Raw genomic sequence first — 20,794 nt, 5'->3', positions numbered from 1 at the left:
CGGCGGGACGGCGCCCCCTCTGCCCTACCGGGAATCTCCCCACGAGGGGGGAGATTGGCCATTATCTTGCGCTTTCGCCAATCTCCAACGCTGAAACGGACGGGACGGCGAAGGGGAGACGTCCGGCAGGACAGAGGGGGGCGTGAGGGATCGCCGACAAGCGGCAATTGTTCTGCGTCGCACCCCCAAGCTTGCACGCTATTCCGTTGACCCAGGGCGCATCTGCCTGAATTGTAGCGTCCCGATCCTTTTGGCTCCATAAGCTATGAACAACCGACAACGCAACCAACCGACGGCAAGCGACACCCCCCTAACCTTTGCCATCCTGGTCTTCCCAGGCTTTCCGATGATGGCGTTCAGCTCGGTGATCGAGCCGCTCCGCGCCGCCAACGTGCTGGCCAAGCGGGACTGCTATCGCTGGATCATCGTCGGCGCCGCCGAAGGCCCGGTGGAGGCCTCGAACGGCGTCGTCATCCAGCCCGGCTTTGCCGCCCATGACGCGCCGAAGGTCGATCGCGTCGTCGTCTGCTCGGGCGGCGATGCCGATCATCTCGTCGCGCACGATGCGGTGAGCTGGATCCGCAGGAGCCTGCGCGACGGCGCCCATATCGGTGCGGTGGCGGATGCCGCCTTCTTCCTGGCTCGGGCCGGCCTGCTCGACGGTCATGCCTGCACCTTGCACTGGACCAGCCAGGCTGCCTTCACCGAAGCGTTTCCGGATATCGAGCTGAGGCGCGATCTCTATGTCATCGACCGCAAGCGCTTCACTTCGGCCGGTGGCGTCGGCAGCCTCGACATGATGCTGGAGATCATCACCAGCGATTATGGCGCCGAACTGGCCGCCGGCGTCGCCGAATGGTTTGTGCACAGCCCGCTACGCTCCAGCGTCGACCGCAAGCTGATGCCGCTCAGGCTGCGGACCGGCGTGCAGAACGAACTGGTGCTGTCGGCCATCGCCATCATGGAGGATGCGGTGGAGGAGCGGCTCGGCATGGCGGAACTGGCGGGGCGACTTGGTGTCTCCTCCGATAAGCTCGAACGCAATTTCCGCTCCGAACTCAGTATCTCGCCCAACGGCTATTACCGCCGCCTGCGGCTGAAGCGTGCCGCCGACCTCTTGGCGCATTCGACGCTGATGGTGCGCGACGTCGCGCTGGCCTGCGGTTTCGCCTCGATGTCGAGCTTTGCGCGGGCGTTCCGGGAGGAGCATGGCCATGCGCCGAAGGTGATGCGGAGGCAGTAGTCCCTTGCGAGACGTTGGCGGGACAGCGCCCCTCTCTGCCCTGCCGGGCATCTCCCCCACAAGGGGGAGATTGACAGCTTCGATGCTCCGCTCCTCCTGCGACGGTGGAAATTCACGAAAGCGGCGATGACGAGCCGATCTCCCCCCTCGAGGGGGGAGATGTCCGGCAGGACAGGGGGGGGCGCCGTAGAACGCTACGGAACGACTTCAAGCGGTATTTCGCACAACATCTGCGGTATCCCGCACAGCCTCTGAACGACGCATGGCTCATCTTCCCCGCTTCCAGGAGGCACCCATGAGCATCGTCGTTTTTGACCCCGACAGCACCGAGGATGTCGACTTCAAGGACCGCATGCGCCATCCGGCGGCGGCGGATCCGGCCGGCGGCATGTGGCTGTCGGACACCGAGCCGTCCTTCATCGACGCCGACGCGCTGCGCAAGGGCCGGCTGGCCAGGCTGCGCGCCTGGATGCGCGAGGCCGGCTATGGCGGCGTCGTTTTGTTCGACCCCTACAACCAGCGCTACGCCACCGGCTCGCGCAACATGTTCGGCTATTTCCTGCGCAACTCGACGCGCTACTTCTTCATCCCCACCGAAGGGCCGATCGTGTTGTTCGAATATCCGCAGAGCTACCATGTCTCGATGGTGCTCGACACGATCGACGAGGCGCGTCCGTCCAAGCTGGTCTGGTCATCGGTGTCAGGCCGCGACGACGAGACCGCCGGCCCGTTCGCCGATGAGATCGCCGAATTGCTCAAGGCGCATGGCGGCGGCTCGATGAAGCTCGGCCTTGACCGCTGCAGCCATCTGCAGGCACTGGCGCTGGAAAAGCGCGGCTGCGAGGTGCGGGATTGCCAGGGCGAGATTTTGGCGGTGCGCGCGGTCAAGACGCCCGAGGAAGTAAAATGCCTGCAGGTGTCGATGGCTGGTGCCGAGGCTGCGGTCTATGCGGTGCGCGAGGCGATCAAGCCTGGCGTTTCCGAAAACGAGCTGTTCGCCATCATGTATGGTGAGGTGATCCGGCAAGGCGGCGAGTTCGTCGAGACCCGGCTGCTGACCTCGGGCCAGCGCACCAATCCGTGGTTCAACGAGGCGAGCGGCCGCAAGATCAGGCCGGGCGAACTCTTGGCGCTCGATACCGATACGATCGGCTGCTACGGCTATTATTCGGACTTTTCGCGCACCTTCCGTTGCGGACCGGGCAAGCCGACGGATTATCAGAAGTCGCTCTACCGCATGGCGCACGACCAGGTTCAGCACAATATCGGGGTCGTCAAGCCGGGCATGGCGTTTCGCGAGATTGCCGAAAGGGCCTGGAAGATACCGGACCGCTTCGTCGACCAGCGTTATACCTCGGTCATGCACGGCGTCGGCATGCATGGCGAAACACCGTTCATAGCGCACGCCATGGACTACGAGACCTATGGCCGCGACGGGGTCATCGTGCCCGGCATGGTGGTCAGTGTCGAAAGCTATATCGGCGAGAAGGGCGGCCGCGAGGGCGTCAAGCTGGAAGACGAGATCCTGATCACCGAGACCGGCACCGAGCTCCTGTCGCGCTTCCCCTATGAGGATGATTTCCTTGACAGGCATGTTTGAGTGTTGACAGGCAGTTTTGCATGAAAAGCCCGATCTCGATCAAGCGCGGCAAGGTGGCGGCGGTGTTCATCGATCTCCAGGAGGAGCATCGGCGGGACAAGCGCTATCTGGTCGAAGGCTATGGCGACATCCTCGCCAACGTCCAGCGGCTGCAGGAGGCGGCGCGGGCCAACAATGTGCCCCTTTACCACTGGGCCTATATCGTCGATCTCGCCACGGCGCGGCCGTTCCACCCGGTCGAGGCCAGCGGCAAGTCGGCGTTTTCCGACAAGGACGATCCGCTGACTGCGATCTGCGCGGAAGTGGGCCCGGCGACAGGCGAGATGATGCTGGTCAAGACCGATGCCAGCGCCTTCCGCGCGGGGCCTGCCGCCGAGCGGCTGAAGGCCGACGGCATCGAGTGGCTGGTCGTTGCCGGCGTCTGGACCGAGGCCTGCATCGATGCCACCGTCAAGGATGCGGTGGCGCTCGGGTTTCGAGTGCTGCTGGTCAAGGATGCCTGCGGCAGCGGCAGCACGGCGATGCACCAGACGGCCATCCTCAACCTTGCCAACCGGCTCTATGGCGGTGCCGTCACCACCACCGACGGCGCCTGCCGGCTGCTGGCAGGCGAGACGGTTGAAGCCTGGCAGGTCGAGGGCTCGGTGCCGCTGCGCTTCAGCTATGAAAATGCTGCCCGGCTCTACGCCGAGCTCTGAGCGGGATCGCGCAGCGATGATCACCGAAGCCGAGCGACCCGGAACGAGAGGGCGCGGAAAATACCAAACGCTGCTCGATCCGGAGCTGTGGGCCTATATCGATCGGGTCAACGAGTGGTATCCGCCCGAAATCGTCTACATGCCGATCGACAGGCAGCGAGCGGTCTATGATGCCATGTGCCGGGCGTTTCGCGAGCCCTATCCACCCGGCGTCAAGGCCAGCGACAGCGCGGTTCCTGCCGGCGACCGTGCGATCCCGGTCCGGCGTTACCAGATGGCGGGCACGGCGCCGCAAGCGATGGTTGTCTATTATCACGGCGGCGGCTTCGTCCTTGGCGGGCTCGACAGCCATGACGACATCTGCGCCGAGATATGCGCCGGCACCGGCTTTGCCGTGCTGTCCGCCGATTACCGGCTGGCGCCCGAGCATCTGCATCCGGCCGCCTTCGACGATGCGCTGGCCGTATTCGAATGGGCCGCGGCAACGGCCGGCCTGCCGATCGTCCTCTGCGGCGAAAGCGCCGGCGGCAACCTGGCCGCAGCAGTGGCGCAGGCGACACGCCGCCATCCTCGCCATGCGATCGGCCAGGTGCTGATCTATCCCGAGTTGGGCGGCCCGGAACCAGTTGGCAAAGAGAGCGCCGGCTCCTGTGTCGAGCACGCCGAAGCGCCGCTGCTGACGTTGCGCGACATCGAGTTCTATCGCCAGATCCGGTCGGCGAAGGGACAGTCGCAGGACGACCCGACCTTTTCGCCGCTCAGCGACACCGACTTCTCCGGGCTGCCGCCGACGGTCATCGTCACCGCGCAATGCGACCCGCTGTCCTCGGAAGGCGAGGCCTATCGCGGCCGCATCCTGGCCGGCGGCGGTCGCGCCTGGTGGCATGAGGAGCCGCGCCTCGTGCATAGCTTTCTACGCGCCCGCAAGACCGTACCGCGAGCCGGCGAAGCCTTCGGGCGCATCATTGCGGCCATCGCCGCGCTCGGCAAAGGCGACTGGCCTTACTGAGGTTGCGAAGGCCCCCTCATCCGGCCGCTTCGCGTCCACCTTCTCCCCGCTGGGGAGAAGAGGCTGGCATTAACGCTGGCGACCTCCTCTCCCCCCGGGGGAGAGGTCGGATTGCCCCCAATTGCTCTTCGTAATTCGGTTGGCAATCCGGGTGAGGGGGACCTTCCGTTTGCGGAACAGCGCACAAGAACTGCGGAAGTCCGAACACTCCCCCACGGGAGCTCGCCCTATCATCCCCGAGGCAATGGCGCTCTGGCGATCGCATCCGTCCCCGGGTTTGGCGATCGGCAGAGGTGCCCAACAACAGGGGAATGACGACGATGAAATTCATGCTGACCGACCGAAAACTGCATCCGCAGGCCGGACCCGTCGCTGACGGCTTCAAGAACGGCCAGATGAACCGGCGCGAATATCTCGCCACCATGGCTGCGCTCGGCGTCAGCGCTGCCGGCGCGCTGGCGCTGGGCGGGCTTGCGCCGTCACCGGCGAGGGCCGAGGAGGCGAAGCGCGGCGGCATCTTGCGTGTCGCCATGAACGTCAAGGGCTGGAAGGATCCGCGCACCTTCGACGGCGTCGAGATGTCCAACGTCGCCCGCCAGTGCAACGAATATTTGGTGCGCTGGAAGCGCGACTTCACCTTCGAGCCATGGCTGCTCGAGAGCTGGGAAACCAGCGACGACGCCCGCGTGCTGACGCTGCATGTCCGCAAGGGCATCACCTGGTCGAACGGCGACACCTTCAACGCCGACGACGTGATCCACAATCTGACGCGCTGGTGCGATGCGTCCGTCGCCGGCAATTCGGTCGCCGCGCGCATGGGCGCACTGGTCAACGCCGATACCAAGAAGCCCGTCGACGGCGGCATCGAGCGCGTCGACGACGTCACCGTGCGGCTCAATTTGCCGAAGCCCGACATTTCGCTGATCGCCGGCATGGCCGACTACCCGGCGCTGATCATGCACCGCAGCTATGAAGGCGACGGCGATCCGCTGAAGGCATTGGCGATCACCACCGGGCCTTGCGAACTCGTGGCATGGGACGCCGAGGTCGGCGCCGAAGTCCGCCGCAAAGACAAGCCATGGTGGAAGGGCGAGTTCTACCTCGACGGCATCAAATGGGTGGACTACGGCTCCGACCCCAATGCGATGCTGTCGGCCTTCGAATCGGGCGAGATCGACACCGACCACGAAACCGCCTCCGACACGGTTGCGCAGACCGACTCCATGGGCCTGAGCAATTCGGAAATCGCCACCGGCTCGACCATCGTCGCGCGGTTCAATATCGGCAATCCGCCCTATGACGACATCAAGGTGCGCCGCGCCGCCCAGCTCGCCGTCGACAACGCCGCCGTGCTGAAGATCGGCATGGACAACCGCGGCAAGCCTGCCGAGAACCATCATGTCGGGCCGATGCATCCCGAATATGCCGATATCGGCCCGGCCGTCCGCAACATTGATCAAGCCAAGGCCCTGCTCGCCGAGGCCGGCAAGGCCGACCACGAATACGAACTCATCTCGGTCGACGTCGACTGGCAGAAGAGCACCGGCGACGCCATCGCCGCGCAGATGCGCGAGGCCGGGCTGAAGATCAAGCGCACCGTGCTGCCGGCCGCGACCTTCTGGAACGACTGGAGCAAATATCCTTTCTCCTGCACGGAGTGGCTCGGCCGGCCGCTCGGCGTCCAGGTGCTGGCGCTCGCTTATAAGTCTGGCGCCGCATGGAACGAGAGCGCCTACGCCGATCCGGAATTCGACAGTCTGCTCGACAAGGCGCTGGCGATGCCCGATCCCGGCGCCCGCAAGGAGCTCATGGCCAAGATCGAACAGAATCTGCGCGATTCCGGCGTCATCATCCAGCCCTACTGGCGCTCGGTCTACCGCACCTACCGCAAGGGTGTGCATGGCTGCGAGCAGCACCAGTCGCTCGAGCAGCATTTCGAGAAGGTTTGGCTCGAGGCGTAGCCTTGCAGACGACCAATTGTCGGGGCCAGCGCCGCTCCTTCTTCCTTCTCCCCTTGTGGGAGAAGGTGGATTGGCGCGCAGCGCCAAGACGGTTGAGGGGTGCGGACGGAGTGCCGTCAGTATCAAGCTGGAACACCCCTCATCCACCTTCTCCCACAAGGGGAGAAGGAAGAGCCACGCCACGCCTTGAAATCTCCAGTCCAAGCCGCACGGTCTCCCGCACCAGCAGGTCCAGATCGTCGCGCCGGGTGCGGTGGTTGTTGATCGCCACCCTGAGGCTATGCTGGCCATGCACCGTCGTGTCGGAAATGGCGGCGATGCCTTCTTCCTGCAGCCTCAGCATGATCTCGGTATTGAGCGCTTTCAGGCGCTCCCCGCCCAGTCCGTCCGCGCGATAGCGAAAACAAACGATGTTGATGTTCGCTGGCGCCGCCAGTGCGAGTGCCGGTTCGGCCTTGATCAGCGCGCCGAGATAATGCCCTTGCGCGATGTTCTGGTCGATCAGCCGGCCGAACTTTTCGATGCCGTGCTCTCGCAACGCCATCCACACCTTCAGAGCGCGAAAGCCGCGCGTCGTCTGCAGGCCGTAATCGTGCAGCCATTGGCCGGAGGCCAGGCCGCGCGGCGTCGATTCCAGATATTCCGGCGTCACCGCGAACGTGCCGCGATGCACGGAGGCATCCCGGATCAGCGCGCAGCCGACCTCGAATGGCGCGTGCAGCCATTTATGCGGATCGAGCGCGATCGAGTGGGCGTGCTCGATGCCGGCAACGCGATGCGAATTGTCCGGCGCAATCGCAAGCAAGGCGCCGATGCAGCCATCGACGTGAAACCACAGATCCTCTTTTGCCGCCAGGTCAGCCAGCGCTTGCAGATCGTCGATTGCGCCGGTGTTCACCGTGCCGGCCGTACCGATTACGCAGGCCGGCTTGAAGCCGCCGTCGCGGTCCTCGGCGATCGCCGCCCGCAACGCAGCGATGTCGATCCGCAGCCCGGCATCGCTCGGGATGCGACGCAGCGCCCGGTTGCCGAGGCCGAGCACTTCCATCGCCTTGCGGTGACAGGAGTGAAGCTGGTCGGAGCCGTAGAAACGCAGCGGCTTGTCGATGCCGGCAACGCCGTGCTCGCGTATGTCGATGCCGGCCTTGGCGTTGCGCGCCACGGTCAGCCCGATGATGTTGGCCATCGAGCCGCCGCTGACCAGCGTGCCGCTGGCCGATTGCGGAAAGCCCATCATCTGCTTGCACCAGTCGACGACCTGGTTGTCCATCAGCGCGGCGGCATGGTTGCCGCCGCCGAGGTTGGAGCCCTGGATCGCCGCCAGGAAATCGCCGAGCGCGCCGGTGAAATTGCTCGAGCCCATATACCAGGACCAGAAGCGCGGATGGACGTTGCCCATCGGATAGGGCATCAAACTCCTGGTTACTTGGCCATACACCTCGGCTAGCGGCGCCGGCGAACGCGGCAGCGGCGATGTGAAGAAGGTCCTCACATCAACCGGCATCTCCTGCCACACCGGACGCTCTCTGACATCGCGCAGGTAAGCGACGGCATCGTCGACGATCCGATGCGACAGGGCCTGCACGTCGGCCCAGTTCGAGGGGTCAAGCGTTTCCTCGGTGGCCGTGACGGCCAGTCCAGGTTTCGTGTCCATGCAGGCCGCTCCCGATGTGCCGCCGTCACGCCGGAAACTGGCAGCCGGGCGTCGACTGCGAAAGCGCAGTCTCCTCGGCATCCATCTCCGCCTCGATGCCGTCGAACAGCGGTGTCGTCATGTAGCGTTCGCCGGTGTCGGGCAGCATGCACAGGATCACCGAGCCGGGTGCCGCCTTTTCCGCGATCTGCCGCGCCACCGCGAAGGTCGCTCCGCCGGAGATGCCGGTGAAAATCCCTTCCTTCTGCGCCAGCGCCTTGGCCCATTTCATGCCCTCGGGCCCGGCAATCGGCACCACCTCGTCATAGAGGCTTGCGTCTATCGCCTCCTGCAGCACGTCCGGAATGAAGTCGGGCGTCCAGCCCTGGATCGGATGCGGCTCGAACGCCGGATGGCTGGCGGCAGGCGCGCCGCCGGTGCCGCGCTGCTGCGGCTTGCCGCTGCCGATAAGCTGCGCATTGGCCGGTTCGGCGAGCACGATCCGGGTCTCCGGCCGCTCGCGGCGCAGCACGCGTCCGACACCGGCGACGGTGCCGCCCGTGCCGTAGCCGGTGACGAAGCAGTCGAGCCGCGAGCCGGCGAAATCGTTGATGATCTCGCGCGCCGTCGTCGCTTCGTGAATGGCGGCGTTGGCCTTGGTTTCGAACTGGCGGGCCAGGAACCAGCCATTGGCTTCGGCGAGCTCCACCGCCTTCTTGTACATGCCGAAACCCTTCTGGGCGCGCGGCGTCAGCACCACCTTGGCGCCCAGCATGCGCATCAGCTTGCGGCGTTCGATGGAAAAGCTGTCGGCCATCGTCACCACCAGCGGATAGCCCTTCTGGGCGCAGACCATGGCAAGGCCGATGCCGGTGTTGCCGCTGGTCGCCTCGACCACGGTCTGGCCAGGCTTTAGAGCGCCGCTGCGCTCGCCTTCCTCGATGATGTTGAGCGCCAGCCGGTCCTTCACCGAGGCGGCGGGATTGAAGAACTCGGCCTTCACGTAGATCGTGGCATGGTCCGGTCCGAGATTATTGATGCGGATCACCGGCGTATCGCCGACCGTGTCGAGAATGCTGTCGAACAGACGGCCGCGCCCGGCGGTGGTTCTGATTTTCTGTTGATGCAACATGTCGATCTCCTCGCCTTGTCGTTGTCTCTTGTCGTCACGGGCCGGTTACAGACCGGTGGCTTGGGCGGCGAGGTTTCGAGACCTTGCCGCGCTACATTTGCCTCCGGCAATGCCAGCATCCGGAGCGGGAATTCGCTGCCGGATGCACCGTGTCGCGTTTGGTGATAAAACAAAGGCCGACTGGCCAGCGTGGGAGCAGGCGTGGAAACTTACGTGGAATCCGCCCGATCGAGCCTCCACGGCGAGGTGGCCGGCTTTTCCGTGCGTCTGCTCGGACCGCTGACGATCGCACGCAACGGCATCATCATCCAGCTCCCAAAATCGCGCAAGCTGTGTGCGCTGCTCGCCTATCTGGCGCTGGCGCCGCATCCGGTCGGCCGCAGCCGCCTCTGCGAGCTTTTGTGGGATGTGCCGAACGACCCGCGCGGCGAGCTTCGCTGGTGCCTGAGCAAGCTTAGAGGCATCCTCGATGAACCGCATCATCGCAGAGTCGAGACACCAGGCGACACGATCGCGCTTGATCTGAGAGGTGCTTCCGTCGACGCTGTCGACATAGCCTCGGCCGCCGCCAAGGGCGTTGAGACGCTCGGTCTAGAGCGGCTGCAGGCTCTTTCCGGAATGTTCGCCGGCGACTTTCTCGATGGGCTGGAGATCGACCGCAGCCCGCATTTCAACAGCTGGCTGATCGCCCAGCGCCGCCGCTTCGGCTCTTGGCACGCCGCAATCCTGGAACATCTCGTCAACAAGCTTCCGGTGGATGCCGACAGAATGTCTTCGCATCTGGACAAATGGCTGGAACTCGCTCCGTTCGACGGGCGCGCGCATGTGGCTCTTCTGAAAGGGCTGGCGCAGCGCGGCCAGTTTGACGCCTGCGAGGAACATCTCGCTTCCGCAGCGCAGCTGTTTGCTTCGGAGGATCTGGATTTCGGACCCGTTCGTGAGGCATGGCGCACGATCCGCAACGAACGACCTGCCGCTACGCTCTGGGCGCGACCGTCACTCGTACCCGCGGCCCCTCACGCGTCAATTGTGCTTCCCAATTCCGACACTGCTGCATCGCAGAAGGCTTCGCTTGCGGTGATGCCGTTTGCCGAAGAGACGGCTGACGGCGGCCCACGCGGAAGCATCGCCGATGGCCTGACCCACGATATCATCACCCGCCTGGCCAAGCTCAGGGATTTCTTCGTCATCGCGCGCGGTTCGGTGTTTGCGCTCGCCGAAAAAAACATTGGGCCGGAGGATGCCGGCCGTCGGCTCAATGTCGATTATGTCGCCACCGGCACGGTACGCAGCCAGGCCGGCCGCGTCACCGTCGCGGTCGAGCTGGTCGAAGTGCGCACGGCCAGGATCGTCTGGGCCGAGACGTTCGAGCGCAAGCCGAACGACATCTTTGCCGTGCTCGACGACATCGGCAACAGCATCGTCTCGTCGATCTCGGCCGAGATCGAGACGGTCGAGCGCAACCGCGCCATGTTGAAGGCGCCCAATTCGCTGAACGCCTGGGAAGCCTACCACCGCGGTCTCTGGCACATGTATCGCTTCACCCGCGCTGAAAACGAGCAGGCCCGGCATTTCTTCGACATAGCCTTGAAGCTCGATCCGACGTTCGCCCGCGCCTATGCCGGCCTCTCCTTCACCCATTGGCAAAATGCCTTCCAGCGCTGGGGCGACCGCGATCACGAAAGCGCCCTGGCCTTCGAGGCAGCCGGCCAGAGCCTGCTCGTCGACGATCACAATCCGGCCGCTCACTGGGCCATGGGGCGGGCGCTGTGGCTGCGCGGCGAGCAGGACGGCTCCCTCATCGAGCTGGAACGCGCCGTAGACCTCAGTCCGAATTTCGCGCTCGGCCACTATGCGCTATCTTTCGTCCATTCGCAGTCCGGCGACCCGCAGGCTGCGATCGGCTCATCCGACCATTCCAGGCATCTGAGCCCCTTCGATCCGCTGCTGTTCGGTATGTTGGGCGCCAGGGCGATGTCGCATGTCCGGCTCGGCCAGTTCGACGAAGCCGCCGAATGGGCGCTGAAAGCAGCCGCGCGTCCCAACGCCCACGCCATCATCCTGGCGATTGCCGCGCATTGCCTTGCGCTGGCGGGGCGGCTGGACGAGGCACGAAGTTTCGCCGCTGCGCTGCGCAAGATGCTGCCGAACTACTGCGCCGACGATTTCATCGGCACGTTCCGCTTCGAGCCGGACGCCGAGGCGCTGTTCCGGCAAGGCGCCAAGCGGATCGGGCTGGGGTGAGGCAGGCGCGCGGTTTGCCAGGCTCTCCAAACCGCTCATCGCGGCTGGCGCCCCAAACATCGTCATGTCTGCAGCCAGGGCGCATCGTCAGGTTGGTTGCGAATTCGTCGACCAGAGCGGATCAGACGGGCTCAACCGATTTGACGTTGCCGTCGGTATCCACGAGGCAGCTTGTCTTTTTGCCACTGGCATCGAGTTCGACCTGATAGGTCTTGGAATCGAGCTTGCTCGATGAAACCGGAAGTATCTTCGTGCTGTCGACACCGCTCGCCTTGGCGACCGCATTGGCGCAAAGCAGTTGAAGGTCCGCCGGGGCCGTCTCGACCTTGGTCCTGGACATCTGGTCCTGAGGCGGCGGCGGTGGCGTGCTGACACAAGCGCTAACGGCTCCAGCCAGGAATCCGATTGCTGTCCCCCGGATCGAAGTTCTCACTGCATTTTTTCCCGACATTGCTTGTCCCTCTCCGAATGCCGCTTCATACACCTTTGTAGAGGGCGGCCCCCTGCATGAGAACGATGACCTTGGCCCCAACCTTGACGCGGGACGCGAGATCGACGATGTCGTCGTTCCTCATACGGATGCACCCCGACGACACGTCGAGCCCGATCGTCCAAGGCTCCGGGGTGCCGTGTATCCGGTAGATCGTGTCCTGGTCGCGTTCATAGAGATAGAGCGCCCTCGCGCCGAGCGGGTTGTCGGGCCCTCCCTTCATGCCTCCGGCGTATTTCACAGCCTTCGGATCGCGAGCGACCATTTCGGCCGGAGGTGTCCAGGTCGGCCACTCCGCCATGCGGCCGACGCGCACGATGCCGGCCCAGCCAAACCCTTCCCGGCCCACGCCGATACCATAGCGCATCGCCTGCTGACCCGGCTGCACAAGATAGAGAAAGTGCTGGTTGCCATCGATGATGATTGTGCCTGGCACTTCCGCGGTGCGGAATTTGACCATCTGCGGACGAAATGCCTCGGGCACCTCATTATGCGCGGCATAGTATTTGCGCGCCTTGGTGCGATCGTAGTCCACCCATTTGTGGCTTTTCGGGTCGAAAACCTGTGTTCCCGCAGCCAGCGCCGCCACCGCGACAAGACCGAACGCCGCGGCGACGACTGCCGTGAGGGAGCGCCGCCGGACGGTGCCGCGTTCCGCGAACATAGGATTTCCGCTCATGGATTTGCCCACCCGTGCACCCGTGCGCCTTGTGCGGCAACCCATTGTTTGGCGTATTCGTAAGGATCCTGACGCTCTACCTGGAGCGCATAACTCATCTTGGTGATTTCCTCGGGCTTCAGCTCGACCCGTTCAAGGAACGCCACCACCTTCGGATATTTTTTGCGCAGCGAGGTGGCGTAGGCGATATGGAAATGTGCGGTATCCCATGATACCGGCGCGCTGGACCTCGAGACCCAGAGCGGGTCCTCTGACGGCAGTACGATCTTCCACTTTGCCGGATCAAAGGGCGGCTCGGTAAGCCGGACAATGTCGTGCAGCTCAAAGACGTAGTGCGGCGCGTAGCAGGCAAACACCATTGGATGATCCGTGGCGACCGCGGCATCGACAGCCGCCATTCCGGCATCCTCGGGCGTCTCCAGCAAGGTCATCGTCTTGGCATAACCATAGCTGTTGGCGCGGACGCGCTCGATAGCGGTCGAGGACCAACCCTCAGCGCCGATCCAGAGTTCGCCACGTCCGTCGCCATCAGTATCCAACGCGGCGGTTTTCTTCGTATCGCTGAGGTCGGAAACGTCGTGAATTCCAAATTTGTCGGCTGCCTCACGCGTCGCGCAAATGCCTTGCCAGGCCGGCACTCCAATGGGGCTGATGGCCACCGTGCCGGCCCCATCCACATACTTCTTCACCAGATTGTCCAGATTGGGCAGCCAGATTTCGGGATGAATATCCACCTCACCCGAATTGAGACCGGCAAAGGCAATCAGCGTCCCCATCTCGCGCACGTCGGCATCGAGCCCGAAATTTTCCTTCAGGCTGACCTTGAGGATATTTGCCGTCGCCTGGCCCGACGGCCAGTTCGGCATTGCAATGACGAGATCAGCCGCGTGGACCGGGATGTTTAGCGCCAGCATCGTCAATGCCGCCAGCGACACTTTCCGCAGGCACTGCCGAAATCGGTTGTGCATCTCTTCCCCCTCGCTTCGGTGCTGAAATGAACCGCGACGGGAACAATCTGTCGCGGCAAGCACCTGGTTGTGACACCAGCCCCATCTTCTGACGGGCAACTGCTGAAGGTGCAGCAGTGCATTCGCCAAAGAGCGCCTTCACGTGCCGTGCCGCCCCTGCACGCTACCCGATGACAATCCGACTGGGAAGATGCTCACAACGCGGCCGCGGCGCCCCACTGCGCCCCTATTTGGCACGCCGCAGCGTTGAAAAGTCGGGCAAAGGGGCGCGTTTCTTTCGGCCCTCGCAACGGTTGGCTGGGTTCGAAAAAATACCACAATAGATCGCAATTAGGGCGATCGTATAAGATGTGGTATCGTCGCGCCTTTTTTGTAGAGATGGCGCAAAATTCACAACAACATAGAATATTACTTGTACTAACTCGGCTTAATGAGAACCAAACTAAGGAAGCATTCCGAAATCTTGCTACTGATCACATTTCAGTATCTGCTAAGATAGCCCGTGCCGATTCCGAATTATTAAGCATTTGCAAAATTCAATCCTGCGATATTGGGATTTGTCCTTGTCATAGGCTGACCCGGATGCATTTCTTGGAAGCACAGCCGCGTCAGCGGATCGTTGAAACATGCTTGGGCGGACGGGGCACTAAGCATGGAGAGGAATATTGACACTCGCTAATGCGGCGGCCCCCGCTGGGAGCGTTCGCTCCCACGTAGGAGATTACGGCAACCGTCGGCTAAGTCGTCGAATGCATCGCCCACAGCCTGGCTCTCGTTTGATGGCCAGCGAAGCTTTGCCCTCCTCCGATTGGCGCCAGCCTTCGCGGCAAAAGCGGGGATCGCCGCCTGCAATGGCCTTCCGCTATGGACGATGTCCGCCGCCAGCCAGTCGGAGGAATGAATCATGAAACTCGTAATCTGTGCGGCCTTGGCCACTGCTTTGATGGCGATCGTCGGTTGTACCACCGACGACTACGATGGTTGTCGCGGAAAGGGCTGCCTGGTTGATCGGTCCCATAAAGGGAGCCGGAAGATAGACGACCGGCCGCAGTTCGACAGGAACGGCAATCCCAACTTCGATACCAGGGGCCGTTACATCGGCTGCCATGGGCTCGGATGTAAAGTCGACGATCCTGATGACGGGGATCAAAGTATCGACGACAGACCGCAGTACGACAGAGAAGGCAATCCCAACTTCGATACGCAAGGCAACTACCAAGGCTGCCGCGGCATCGGCTGCGAGGTCGATACACCGGACGATGACAATTCATCAGACGACGACGATTCCGATTAATGGCCCCTGCAGCGAACAACGAAGAGGATAGCCACTCATGTCTGAATTGAACGGTCTCATCCGTCGACGTGTCAAAATCGTCATGGTCGGCCTTGCGGGGTTGGGAATGGCGCTGACGTCCGCTTTCGCTGCGAATAACGCCTGTGACGGTATAAAGGTCGAAGTGACGAAGGCGCGCAAGCAGGAATATGCCCCTCTCGTCGTCTCGGCGATGACCAATAAGTTCAAGCCCGCTCAGGCAAAGTTCTTCTCGATCATGGAGAGCGGCAGCTGGAGCGCCGCCTACGTCTCCACGCCGGTGAGCGACGACGGCGTGATGTTCTTCCAGACAGTCGACGGAAAGAAGCAGTTTCGCGACGTGTGGGGCGGCTATGCCGAGCCGTCGGAAAAACCTGAACTGGTATCCTGGGCGAAGAAGCTCGGAGCGCCGCAAGACCTGGCAAAGTGTTTTGCCGAGACAGTTACGGAACGACGGTGATGATCGCTGGCGATTGCCACCGAAGCGAATGATGAGCGGGAGCACTCCAAGGCGCGGCCATCCAGAATAGGTTCCGATCATCGGCTGGAGGATGTGGAAAATGCAAACCTTTCGAAAATCCAGACGGAGGACAATCGATGAAAACCGCGATACTGACTGCTGCGTTGGCTCTGGCCATGCCGGCTTTCGCCTTCGCTGAGGGCGCCGATGCCGCGTTCAAGAAATCCGACAAGAAGCTCAACGAACTCTATCGGCAGATCGAAACCCGACTGAAGGACAACGCGGAAACGAGGAAGCTTCTCGTTCAAGCGCAGCAGGATTGGGTCAAATTTCGCGACGCGGAGTGCAGTTTCCAGACTGCTGGATCGGCCGGAGGAAGCGTAATGCCGATGCTCATCGCGCAATGCATGGACGGCCTGACGCAATCCCGTGTCAAAGCCTTCGAGGGTTACCTGAATTGCAAGGAAGGCGATCTGAGTTGCCCCGTTCCGGCCGCGAACTGACACCTCCCATAGCTGATTTGATCACGATGAAGCCGGCGGCGAGCGTGACGTCGCCGCCAGACATGAAAGGATGCGAGGGGCATCATCATTGCGTGGAGGACTTGAAGGAGGTGGATTGTGAAACGCTATAGATCAGTGCCCGCAGTAACGATTGCAGCATCTGCGCTGTTGGCATGTGCTGTGCCGGCGACAGCCCAGGGCGACCTCGGCTTCGACGTCAATGTCACGCTGTCTAAAAAAGCAGCCGCCAAGCTCGCGGTTGAAAAGGAGGGGATCGTCGTCTTCGCCTCTTATTACGGCGACCCGAAGCGGAGCGCCGCGAAGCATGCCAACGAAGTCGGCCAGATCGATCTCACACCGCAGGACGAAGAGGTTGAGATAGCGGGCACGGGTGGCCGCGCCCGCATCAGCGGCGCCAGGTCGACACGAAGCGTCTCGACTGGCTTGCCGATCCTCCCGAGGTGAACGTCAACGTTGCCTCGGCGCGCAAGAGCAGCCCGGACAATCTGCTCGGCTGCGATTTCATCGACAGTCCACTCAGCAATGTCCAAAGGGTGCCCGTGACGCTTCATTGCGGATTGATCGAAGAAAATGTGGACACGAAGTTGAGGCCATAAGGCTTACAAAATCATGCCGCCTCGTGACCGGCGTCAACGCAGGTTATCGGCGGCATTACCTGCTTTGCTCAAGGGAGGTGAAGATTCTCATGCGTCCATTGTTCGCAATCTGTTTCTGCCTGACCATCATGTCCTTGTCTGCCGCCGCCTATGCCGAGCGCCGTTGTGGCTGGTACTCCAACCCGACACCCGGCAACCTCGTCCTGACCGACAGTGACGGGGATTGGTGGATCCAGATGCAGGGACGCCCGGATCCCAAAGACATCGACAATGTGCCGGCCTTTGACGAGCGGCAATTCGTCGAGACCAATGTGCCTGGTTCGGGTCACGGCTACGGATGTGCGTGCATGACCGTCGTGACCAACGCCAAGCAACAGAAGATCACCAGGGTGATCTCGGGCCAAATCCTTCCGCTGCTGCGCTGTCGCAACGACAGATCGCTGCCTAACCCCACGGATAATTGTTAGATATCTTGTGGATGCCATGGCTGACGGTAGGGCAGCCTAGAGCATTGGATCAAGGAAAAGCCCGGCAAACCGGGCTTTTTCTTGGGTCTCTGAAACCGCATCAATCGGCTCGAAACGGGAATTTGGTGCCCAGAAGAGGACTCGAACCTCCACTCCTTGCGGAACACGGACCTGAACCGTGCGCGTCTACCAATTCCGCCATCTGGGCTGGTGCGCGCTCATTAAGCGGGCGAGGGATGAGTGTCAACGCGCTTTTTTGAAAGCCGCATTCCTTCTCCGCCTCAGCCCTCCAGCACTTCCTTCGATGCCACCGTCGAATCGGCGTTGAGCGTGTATATGACCGGCACACCGGTGCCGAGCTCGAGCTTGACGATCTCCTCGCCCGATTTGCCGTCCAGCGCCATGATCAGCGCGCGCAGCGAATTGCCGTGCGCCGCCACCAGCACGGTGCCGCCGCGCAGCACATGCGGTTGCAGATCGTGCAGGTAATAGGGCCAGACGCGCGCGCCGGTGTCCTTCAGGCTTTCACCGCCGGGCGGCGCCACGTCATAGGAGCGGCGCCAGACATGCACCTGCTCCTCGCCCCATTTCTTGCGCGCATCATCCTTGTTGAGGCCGGAGAGATCGCCATAGTCGCGCTCGTTCAGCGCCTGGTCGCGAATGGTCTCGAGATCGCTCTGGCCAACGGCGTCGAGAATATGCTGGCAGGTCTTCTGCGCCCGGATCAGCGACGACGTGAAGGCGATGTCGAACTTCATGCCGCGCGCCCTGAGCTTGGCACCGGCCGCCTTGGCTTCGGCATGGCCCAGTTCGGTCAGGTCGACGTCGCGCCAGCCGGTAAATAGGTTCTTCAGGTTCCATTCGCTCTGGCCGTGGCGCACGAGCACGAGAGTTCTCGACATATTTGCTCCTTCAAATCTTGTGGATCAGCCAAATCTTGTGGATCAGCCAAATCTGTGGATCAGCCAAATCTGTGGATCAGCTTGTCAGGCCGAGCACGTCCCGCATCGAATAGAGGCCCGGCTTGCGGCCGCGCGCCCACAGGGCTGCCTTGACCGCGCCGCGGGCAAAGATCGCCCGGTCCTCGGCATGATGGGCAAGCGTGATGCGCTCGCCGGTACCGGCCAGCACCACACTGTGGTCGCCGACCACCGAGCCGCCACGCAAGCTGGCGAAACCGATCGAGCCTGCCTTGCGCACGCCGGTATGGCCGTCGCGCACGCGAACATCGTTGCCGGCAAGTGCTACGCCGCGCCCGGCAGCGGCGGCCTCGCCGAGCAGCAGCGCCGTGCCCGACGGCGCATCGACCTTGTGCCGGTGGTGCATTTCCAGGATCTCGATGTCGAAATCGTCGGCATCGAGCGCGCGCGCCGCCTGCTCCACCAGCACCGCCAGCAGATTGACGCCGAGGCTCATATTGCCTGACTTGACCACCGTCGCGTGGCGCGCCGCCGCCGCGATCCTGGCATTGTCTTCAGCCGAGCAGCCGGTGGTGCCGATGATATGGGCGATGCGCGCCTGCGCCGCGTAGCCGGCGAATTCGACGGTCGCCGCCGGCGTGGTGAAATCGAGCACGCCGTCGGCCTTGGCGAAGGCCGGCAGCGGATCGTCGCCGATCGCCACCTCGAGCCTGCCGACGCCGGCCAGCTCGCCGGCATCCTTGCCGATATGGGGCGAACCGGCCCGCTCGATGGCGCCGGCGACACGGGCGCCCGGTATCGTGTGGATGGCGCGGATCAGCGCCTGGCCCATGCGGCCGGCCGCGCCCACCACCACCAGGCCCATTTCACTAACGGTCGGCGTGTCACTCATGAATGTCTCCCGGCCGCCTTTTTCGCGCGACCATTTTCCGCCGCACTCTGGATTGGCTCGCCGTCATCGACAAGCCCCAGCCCTTTCCTGCCTTGCACCCGGTGGAACCGGGCATAGACGCTGTGCGGGTCGGCCATCAACGAGGCATGCGTGCCCTGTTCGACCAGCCGGCCCTGCTCCAGCACGATGATATGATCGGCATTGACCACCGTCGACAGCCGGTGCGCGATGACAATGGTGGTGCGCCCTTCCATGACATGGGTCAGCGCTTCCTGGACGCGGGCCTCGGCCTCGTTGTCGAGCGCCGAGGTCGCTTCATCGAGCAGCAGGATCGGCGCCTGCCGAACGATAGCGCGTGCAATCGATACGCGCTGGCGCTGGCCGCCCGACAGCGTCACGCCGTTCTCGCCGACCGGCGTGTCGTAGCCTTGCGGCTGCTGGCGGATGAAATCGTGTGCCGCGGCCTGTTGGGCGGCGCGTTCAATCTCTGCGTCGGTGGCGCTCAGCCTGCCGTACCGGATGTTGTCGCGGATGGTGCCTTCGAACAGATAGGGCTGCTGCGAGACATAGGCGATCGAGCCGCGCAGCGAATGCTTGGTGACCTTTGAAATGTCCTGGCCGTCGATTTCGATGCTGCCCGACTCGACATCGTGGAAGCGCTGCAGCAGCGCAACCAGCGTCGTCTTGCCGGCGCCCGAGGCTCCGACGATGGCGGTCACCTTGCCGGCGGCGGCGACAAAGCTCAGATCCTGCAGGACCGGCGCCCCTTCGACATAGCGGAAGGACACGTTGTTGAAGCGCACTTCGCCAGAGGTGAATTTCGCCTCGGCGGCTCCTGGCACGTCACCCTGCTGCGGCTCGAGGTCGAGAAGCTCGTAGATCATGCGCGCATTGACCAGCGACTTTTCCATACCGACCTGCATGCGCGCCAGCCGCCTGGCCGGATCATAGGCGAGCAGCAGGGCGGTGAGGAAGGCAACGACGGCGCCCGGCGGCTGGCCGCCGACGGTCGCCCGGTAGCCGGAATAGGCGATGACGCCGGCGACGGCGAAGCCGGCCAGCATGTCGGAGATCGGCGTCAGCCGTTCCGAGACGCGGGCGATCTTGTTTGCCCGCTGCTCGGCGCCGGCGACGAGGCCGCCGATGCGGCGCGACAGCTCGTCTTCCAAGGTGAAGGCCTTGACGATAGCGATGCCTTGCGTCGCTTCCTGCATGGCGCCGATCAGCCGCGAGTTGATCTGCACCGATTCACGCGTGATGCGACGCACCCGACGCATCAGATAGGTCACACTGTAGATCAAGGGCGGCCCGATCAGCAGCGACATCGCCGAGAGCACCGGGTCCTGCCAGATCATGACGCCGACCAGCGCGACAAGCGACACGGCATCGCGCGCCAGCGATGTCAGCGTCATCGACAGGAGATCGCGGATGCCGTTGACGTTCTCGTTGATCTGCGCGGCGAGCCGGCCCGAGCGGGTGTCGTTGAAGAAGCCGACGCCGAGCTTCATTAGATGGTCGAAGATGCGGCGCTGGTAGCGCGCCACCAGATTGTTGCCGATCTTGGCCAGCGTCACTGCCTGGCCGTAGCTGGCCAGCCCGCGCAGCATGAAGGCGGCCAGGATCGACATGCTGATCAGCGCGATAAGATCGCCGCGCTGCTTATAGAAGATCTGGTCGACGACATCCTTCATGATCCAGGCGGTGAAGGCGGTCGTCGCCGCGATCGTCACCAGGCACAGCACGGCAAGAACATAATACCAGCGATAATCGCGGCTGTTTTCGGCGATGATGCGGCGGATCACCGCCACGATCTCGCTGGGACGGACTTTCCCTTTGGTTGGTGCTGGAAGTGTCAAGTTGGAGCGCTTTGTGGTTTCGGTTCGGCCGGGCTGCAATTCGGCAACCTCTTAACGCCCCGATGGCGGCTTGCCTATGGCCGGGGACGGCGAAACTTCGTCGCGGCGCA

At 63.1% G+C, this 20,794-nt stretch carries 19 protein-coding genes and 1 tRNA gene; 11 read left to right on the top strand and 9 right to left on the bottom strand.

Annotated elements, in window-relative coordinates:
• The first annotated feature begins 265 nt into the window (after positions 1 to 265).
• The 5 genes from NKI59_RS02755 (at position 266) to NKI59_RS02735 (ending at position 6,511) form a co-directional block, all read left to right on the top strand.
• On the top strand, positions 266 to 1,243 hold the full coding sequence (locus NKI59_RS02755) for a GlxA family transcriptional regulator (protein ID WP_352702207.1): 978 nt from the start codon (positions 266 to 268) through the stop codon (positions 1,241 to 1,243).
• A 295-nt stretch (positions 1,244 to 1,538) separates the two neighbouring features.
• Positions 1,539 to 2,843 (top strand): M24 family metallopeptidase, encoded by a 1,305-nt coding sequence (locus NKI59_RS02750; RefSeq protein WP_352702205.1) that lies wholly within the window; start codon positions 1,539 to 1,541, stop codon positions 2,841 to 2,843.
• 20 nt (positions 2,844 to 2,863) lie between these two features.
• Complete coding sequence (locus NKI59_RS02745; protein WP_023678943.1) at positions 2,864 to 3,541, top strand: isochorismatase family protein; 678 nt, start codon at positions 2,864 to 2,866, stop codon at positions 3,539 to 3,541.
• 16 nt (positions 3,542 to 3,557) lie between these two features.
• Positions 3,558 to 4,550 (top strand): alpha/beta hydrolase, encoded by a 993-nt coding sequence (locus NKI59_RS02740; RefSeq protein WP_352702202.1) that lies wholly within the window; start codon positions 3,558 to 3,560, stop codon positions 4,548 to 4,550.
• Positions 4,551 to 4,870: 320 nt separating this feature from the next.
• Positions 4,871 to 6,511: an ABC transporter substrate-binding protein gene (locus NKI59_RS02735; RefSeq protein WP_352702200.1), complete on the top strand. Its 1,641-nt coding sequence runs from the start codon at positions 4,871 to 4,873 to the stop codon at positions 6,509 to 6,511.
• A 139-nt stretch (positions 6,512 to 6,650) separates the two neighbouring features.
• Here NKI59_RS02735 and NKI59_RS02730 read toward each other — a convergent pair whose 3' ends face one another.
• Positions 6,651 to 8,165: a pyridoxal phosphate-dependent decarboxylase family protein gene (locus NKI59_RS02730; protein WP_352702198.1), complete on the bottom strand. Its 1,515-nt coding sequence runs from the start codon at positions 8,163 to 8,165 to the stop codon at positions 6,651 to 6,653.
• A 25-nt stretch (positions 8,166 to 8,190) separates the two neighbouring features.
• The gene (locus tag NKI59_RS02725) at positions 8,191 to 9,276 is read right to left on the bottom strand and encodes a PLP-dependent cysteine synthase family protein (RefSeq protein ID WP_352702196.1); all 1,086 of its coding nucleotides are present in this window, start codon (positions 9,274 to 9,276) and stop codon (positions 8,191 to 8,193) included.
• A 213-nt stretch (positions 9,277 to 9,489) separates the two neighbouring features.
• On the opposite strand from NKI59_RS02725, the gene NKI59_RS02720 reads away from it, so the two are divergent.
• The gene (locus tag NKI59_RS02720) at positions 9,490 to 11,520 is read left to right on the top strand and encodes a transcriptional regulator (RefSeq protein ID WP_352702194.1); all 2,031 of its coding nucleotides are present in this window, start codon (positions 9,490 to 9,492) and stop codon (positions 11,518 to 11,520) included.
• A 121-nt stretch (positions 11,521 to 11,641) separates the two neighbouring features.
• On the opposite strand, the gene NKI59_RS02715 is transcribed toward NKI59_RS02720, so the two are convergent.
• The 3 genes from NKI59_RS02715 to NKI59_RS02705 all read right to left on the bottom strand — a co-directional run bounded on the left by NKI59_RS02715 (position 11,642) and on the right by NKI59_RS02705 (position 13,657).
• Positions 11,642 to 11,860, bottom strand: a complete 219-nt coding sequence (locus NKI59_RS02715) for a hypothetical protein (RefSeq protein ID WP_031212349.1) — start codon at positions 11,858 to 11,860, stop codon at positions 11,642 to 11,644.
• 136 nt (positions 11,861 to 11,996) lie between these two features.
• Positions 11,997 to 12,689: a L,D-transpeptidase gene (locus NKI59_RS02710; RefSeq protein ID WP_352702191.1), complete on the bottom strand. Its 693-nt coding sequence runs from the start codon at positions 12,687 to 12,689 to the stop codon at positions 11,997 to 11,999.
• Positions 12,686 to 13,657 (bottom strand): ABC transporter substrate-binding protein, encoded by a 972-nt coding sequence (locus tag NKI59_RS02705; RefSeq protein ID WP_352702189.1) that lies wholly within the window; start codon positions 13,655 to 13,657, stop codon positions 12,686 to 12,688. Before NKI59_RS02705 ends, NKI59_RS02710 begins: the two co-directional genes overlap by 4 nt.
• A gap of 904 nt (positions 13,658 to 14,561) precedes the next feature.
• On the opposite strand from NKI59_RS02705, the gene NKI59_RS02700 reads away from it, so the two are divergent.
• The 5 genes from NKI59_RS02700 to NKI59_RS02680 all read left to right on the top strand — a co-directional run bounded on the left by NKI59_RS02700 (position 14,562) and on the right by NKI59_RS02680 (position 17,016).
• The gene (locus NKI59_RS02700; protein WP_352702186.1) at positions 14,562 to 14,951 is read left to right on the top strand and encodes a hypothetical protein; all 390 of its coding nucleotides are present in this window, start codon (positions 14,562 to 14,564) and stop codon (positions 14,949 to 14,951) included.
• A gap of 37 nt (positions 14,952 to 14,988) precedes the next feature.
• On the top strand, positions 14,989 to 15,429 hold the full coding sequence (locus NKI59_RS02695; RefSeq protein ID WP_352702184.1) for a hypothetical protein: 441 nt from the start codon (positions 14,989 to 14,991) through the stop codon (positions 15,427 to 15,429).
• Between the two features lie 137 nt (positions 15,430 to 15,566).
• On the top strand, positions 15,567 to 15,932 hold the full coding sequence (locus NKI59_RS02690) for a lysozyme inhibitor LprI family protein (protein WP_352702182.1): 366 nt from the start codon (positions 15,567 to 15,569) through the stop codon (positions 15,930 to 15,932).
• Between the two features lie 117 nt (positions 15,933 to 16,049).
• Entirely contained in the window at positions 16,050 to 16,397 is a 348-nt protein-coding gene (locus NKI59_RS02685; RefSeq protein ID WP_352702180.1) for a hypothetical protein, read from the top strand.
• Between the two features lie 175 nt (positions 16,398 to 16,572).
• Positions 16,573 to 17,016 (top strand): DUF4087 domain-containing protein, encoded by a 444-nt coding sequence (locus NKI59_RS02680; RefSeq protein ID WP_352702178.1) that lies wholly within the window; start codon positions 16,573 to 16,575, stop codon positions 17,014 to 17,016.
• Positions 17,017 to 17,139: 123 nt separating this feature from the next.
• Here the strand turns inward: NKI59_RS02680 and NKI59_RS02675 are convergent.
• The 4 genes from NKI59_RS02675 to NKI59_RS02660 form a co-directional block, all read right to left on the bottom strand.
• A tRNA-Leu gene (locus NKI59_RS02675) sits at positions 17,140 to 17,224 on the bottom strand.
• A gap of 73 nt (positions 17,225 to 17,297) precedes the next feature.
• Positions 17,298 to 17,918, bottom strand: coding sequence for a 2,3-bisphosphoglycerate-dependent phosphoglycerate mutase (locus NKI59_RS02670; protein WP_352702176.1), 621 nt, complete (start codon positions 17,916 to 17,918; stop codon positions 17,298 to 17,300).
• Between the two features lie 76 nt (positions 17,919 to 17,994).
• Entirely contained in the window at positions 17,995 to 18,828 is an 834-nt protein-coding gene (dapB, locus tag NKI59_RS02665; RefSeq protein ID WP_023678962.1) for a 4-hydroxy-tetrahydrodipicolinate reductase, read from the bottom strand.
• Positions 18,825 to 20,684, bottom strand: a complete 1,860-nt coding sequence (locus NKI59_RS02660; protein WP_352702174.1) for an ABC transporter ATP-binding protein — start codon at positions 20,682 to 20,684, stop codon at positions 18,825 to 18,827. Before NKI59_RS02660 ends, dapB begins: the two co-directional genes overlap by 4 nt.
• Positions 20,685 to 20,794 lie beyond the last annotated feature (110 nt).

The sequence above is a fragment of the Mesorhizobium sp. M0598 genome (genome assembly GCF_040320865.1).
GTDB lineage: Bacteria > Pseudomonadota > Alphaproteobacteria > Rhizobiales > Rhizobiaceae > Mesorhizobium.
Note: the sequence above shows the minus strand (reverse complement) of the source record. Positions and strands in the feature narration are given on the sequence as shown.